The sequence below is a fragment of the Mycobacterium sp. genome (assembly GCF_032162605.1).
GTDB lineage: Bacteria > Actinomycetota > Actinomycetes > Mycobacteriales > Mycobacteriaceae > Mycobacterium.
The window spans coordinates 1-3939 of sequence record NZ_JAVROT010000569.1 but is presented as its reverse complement, the minus strand read 5'-3'; the positions used below and the strand labels follow the sequence as shown (position 1 = coordinate 3939).

At 65.3% G+C, this 3939-nt stretch carries 3 protein-coding genes; all 3 read right to left on the bottom strand.

Annotated elements, in window-relative coordinates; all coding sequences use genetic code 11:
• The coding region (locus QOI01_RS31645) for an LLM class flavin-dependent oxidoreductase (RefSeq protein WP_526387456.1) at window positions 1–977 on the bottom strand (977 nt) is incomplete at its 3' end.
• The gene (locus tag QOI01_RS31640) at window positions 974–2215 is read right to left on the bottom strand and encodes an acyl-CoA dehydrogenase family protein (protein ID WP_526387454.1); all 1242 of its coding nucleotides are present in this window, start codon (window positions 2213–2215) and stop codon (window positions 974–976) included. The genes QOI01_RS31640 and QOI01_RS31645, both read right to left, overlap by 4 nt.
• Entirely contained in the window at window positions 2212–3825 is a 1614-nt protein-coding gene (locus QOI01_RS31635) for a dipeptide ABC transporter ATP-binding protein (protein WP_526387452.1), read from the bottom strand. The genes QOI01_RS31640 and QOI01_RS31635 overlap by 4 nt, the downstream gene beginning before the upstream one ends.
• Between the last annotated feature and the right edge of the window lie 114 nt (window positions 3826–3939).

Sequence of the window (3939 nt, the reverse complement as noted above, 5' to 3'; positions counted from 1 at the left end):
TGACCGCCACCTCCGGACAGCTTCTTGAGCAGCTGCCGTAGTGTCGGGTTCTCTCCCGCGATGATGCCGCGGATCACGCGGTAGAAGGTCTGCGATCCGCCGGCGTCGTCGGGGTCACGCAGCAGCTCAGCCGGGATCGGTTCGTCGTCAGCGAGTCCGTCGAGGGAGAAACCGAGCTGACCGCCAAGCCGTTCACGGGCGTAGGCCTTCGGCAGCACCTCGTCGAGCAGTTCGCGACGCGCCCTGGCCTCGGTCTCGGTGCTGCCCAGCACCGTCGACAGTCCGGGCAGGACCACGACCTCGTCCGGGTTACGGCCGAATCGAGCCGCACCCTGGCGTATTTCGGTGCGGAACTCGCGAGCGCGATCGATGTCCTGCTCAGCGGAGAAGATGACCTCACCGACGCGGGATGCCAACGTCTTTCCGTCGCTGGAGCCACCGGCCTGCACGATCACCGGTCGCCCCTGCGGCGAGATCAGTTCGGTTCGCGCAGCCCACGATGACACAACCCGCGCGACCAAGTCGCCGGCTCGTTGGTACCGAAGTCCGTGGTCGGGTTCGGCGTGGCGACCAAAGTTGCGGGCGGCGATGGGACCGGCCGTGGTCACGACGTTCCATCCGAACCGTCCACCGCTGAGATAGTCCAGATCGCCCAGTCGGCGAGCCAGTTCGTGTGCATCGTTGTAGGACGACGACAGCGTCGCGATGAGTCCGATCCGCTCGGTCTGACCGGCCACGCGGGCCAGCACGGTGGTCGGTTCCAGGTTGTTGCCGGTGCGGTGCCGGATGGTCGGGTCCAGGGCCGGGGTATCGGCAAGGAACACCGCGTCGAGCTTGGCGGCCTCGGCCTTGCGGGCGATCGAGGTGTAATGCTCGATGGTGTAGCTGGCCAACGGGTCAGTGCCAGGGAACCGCCAGGAACCGCCGAAAACACCGGCGTTGAGGATGTTGACGTTCAGATGCAGCTGCGGTGTCATGACGCCGGCTGCTCGGCATCAGCGGCCGCTGGTCGTCCCGCGTAGTAACCCGACACCGGAGGGCGGCCGTTGACCAAGAAGTCCGCAACAACTCTCGGTTTGTAGATGACCGGGTTATGCGAGGCCAGGGTGCGTGCGTTGCGCCAGTGCCGGTCCAGATGCACCCCGTTGCGCACCGCTGACGAACCGACGGCATTGAATGCCGTGTTCGCCGCGTCGAGAACCGCCTCGATGACGGCCACCTGTGCGGCCGACGTTTCGACGTAGGCGGCGGCGTAGTCCTCTTCGCGGCCCGAGGTGTGCGCAGCTTGCAACCGTTGCGCGACGTGACCGAGTAGGGATTCGGCGGTCAGCTTTCGCGCGTACAGGGTTCCCACCACTGCCAGCACGTCAGGATCGGCGGTCGCGTCCTGGGTGAGCGCATGCCGGCTGGTGCGGGTCCGCGCGCGGACGATGTCAATGGTCTCGGCGAGCAGACTCCTGGCAATTCCCGCCAGGTTGGCAAGATGAACGATCTGGACGAATGAGTCCAGGCCACGCACGGAGTCGGCGTACCGGCTGACATTGCCATGCTCTTCGACCGGCACCTCGGTGAGATGAGTTGTGCCGCTTCCCGTCTGACGCTGACCGATACCATCCCAGTCATCGACGTGCTGCACACCGGGATGGCGGGCCGGGATCACCGCAAACCCGCGCTGTCCATGTTCGTCGACAACCGCCGTGCGGATGTAATCGGCGAACCGCGAACCGGTCGAATAGAACTTGGTACCGGAGACCCGCAGCGCACCAGCGTCGTCGCGGTACACCCGGGTCGTGATGGCGCCGAATCCGTCGGGTGAATTTAGCCCGGCGACCTGCGAAGACTGCTCGGATTGTGCATTGCCGAACACTGCCCCGCTGTTGATCGTGTGGAACCAGTGTCGCCGGATCACGGGATCGGCTTCCAGCCGGAGGATTTCGGTCGCGGTGAAGTGACCGCGCCAGATCTGTGGGATGTTGGAATCGGCCTGTCCCGACTCGGCTAGGAGCGCGACGAAGGTGGGCAGGTCTACGTCGAAGCCGCCGAACTCGCGTGGTACCCGCAACCGCCCGAATCCGCCGTCGGCGAGCTGCTGCACCAGCGCGTACGGATGTTCGTAGGCGAGGTCGCGCTCACCGGCCCCCTTGGCGAGCTCACCGAGCACGGCGCGGATCCGCAGCAGTGCCTCGTCGAGTGAAACCGGTTGTTCTGTCGTCATGTTCGGGCTTCGTTCCTGGTGAGTTCACGCCCGGCAATGGCGTTGAGTAATTGTTCGGTGTAGCCCGACTGTGGCGCTGAGAAGACCCGATCGACCGGGCCCTGCTCGACGATGCGGCCCTGTTGCATCACCGCGACACGATCGGAGATGGCCGCGACCACGGCGAGATCGTGCGAGATGAACACGTAGGTCAGGTCACGTTCGTCCTGAAGTTGTTGCAGCAGTTCCAGGATCTGCGCGGCCACCGATACATCGAGCGAGGAGATCGGCTCGTCGAGGACGAGCAGTCGGGGTTCTGACACCAGAGCCCGCGCGATCGCCACCCGCTGGCGCTGCCCGCCGGACAGTTCTCGCGGATGACGCTTGGCGAAATCCGTAGGCAGCGCAGCCGATTCCAGTGCGGCCGCGACGCGATCGGCGTTGTCACGACGATGTCGTCTACCTGGTGCCTGGAACGACCTCAACGGCTCCTCGACCACGTCGAAGACGGAATAACGCGGGTCGAACGACGAATACGGATTCTGGTAGACCAGTTGCACGTTGCGACGCAATGGCCGGAAGTCGCGCCGGCTCAGGGCGGTGATGTCGGTACCGAGCACCGATGCGTGCCCCGACGTCGCAGTCGTCAGGCCGGTCAGGATGCGCGCGGTGGTCGATTTGCCGCTGCCGGACTCCCCGACGAGGGAGAACGTCTCACCGCGCCGGATGTCGAAGGACACTCCGTCCAGCGCAGGTACGCCTCCGTAGACCTTGCGCAGATCGGTGACCTCGACAACGGTGTCACTCTGGGCGGCAACCGGTTTGGTGTCCCGTACGGACACCAGTCGGGACGGAACGCTGTTCAGCAGTTTCTGAGTGTACGGATGTTGCGGCTCGGCGATGACGGTGGCAGTCGGACCGGCTTCAACCAGTCGGCCCTGCTGCATGACGCCGATCAGATCGGATCGATCGGCGGCAACGCCGAGGTCGTGGGTGACCAGCACGATGCTGCTGGAGGTTCGGGAGCGTAGTTCGTCAATGAGGTCGAGGACCTGTTTTTGCACCGTGGCGTCCAGACCGGAGGTGGGCTCGTCCGCGATGATGACCTGCGGGTCGGAGGCCACCGCCGCCGCGATCAGCACACGCTGGCGCATCCCACCTGACAACTCGTGCGGGTACTGCCGGTAGCGGCGGGCCAGGTCGTCGAATCCGACGAGGTCTAACAGTTCGTACACCCGGTCGCGCCGGGCATCGGCATCGAGGTCGGTGTGCAGCCGCAGCACGTCCTCAACCTGTCGGCCCACTCTTCGCACGGGGTCCAGCGACACCGTCGGGTCCTGCGGGATCAGGCTCACCACGCGACCGCGCAGATCACGCCACGCTTTCGGGCTCAGCGCGGTGAGATCGTGACCATGCAGGGTGATCGAGCCGCTGATCACCTCGCCGTTGTCGGGGAGCAGGCCCAGGATGGCGTGTCCGGTCGTGGTCTTTCCCGAACCGGACTCACCCACTAGCGCGAGAACCTGACCGGGACGCAGGTCGAAGCTCACCTCGTGCACGACCTGCCGGAGCTCACGCGCGACGCGATAACCGACGGTCAGGTCTTTAACGGACAGCACTGGATCGTTCATCGGGCACTGCGCGTCGTCAAGTGGCGTGCGATGTGGTTCGTCGCCAGGACCACCGCCACGATGGTCAGTGCGGGGTAGATCGTGAGCCAGCCCCTGGTGGCGATGTACTTGCGC

Excerpts from the sequence above, each read along its gene's own strand:
- QOI01_RS31640 (WP_526387454.1), bottom strand. The coding sequence starts at position 2,215 with ATGACGACAGAACAACCGGTTTCACTCGACGAGGCACTGCTGCGGATC.
- QOI01_RS31635 (WP_526387452.1), bottom strand. The coding sequence starts at position 3,825 with ATGAACGATCCAGTGCTGTCCGTTAAAGACCTGACCGTCGGTTATCGC.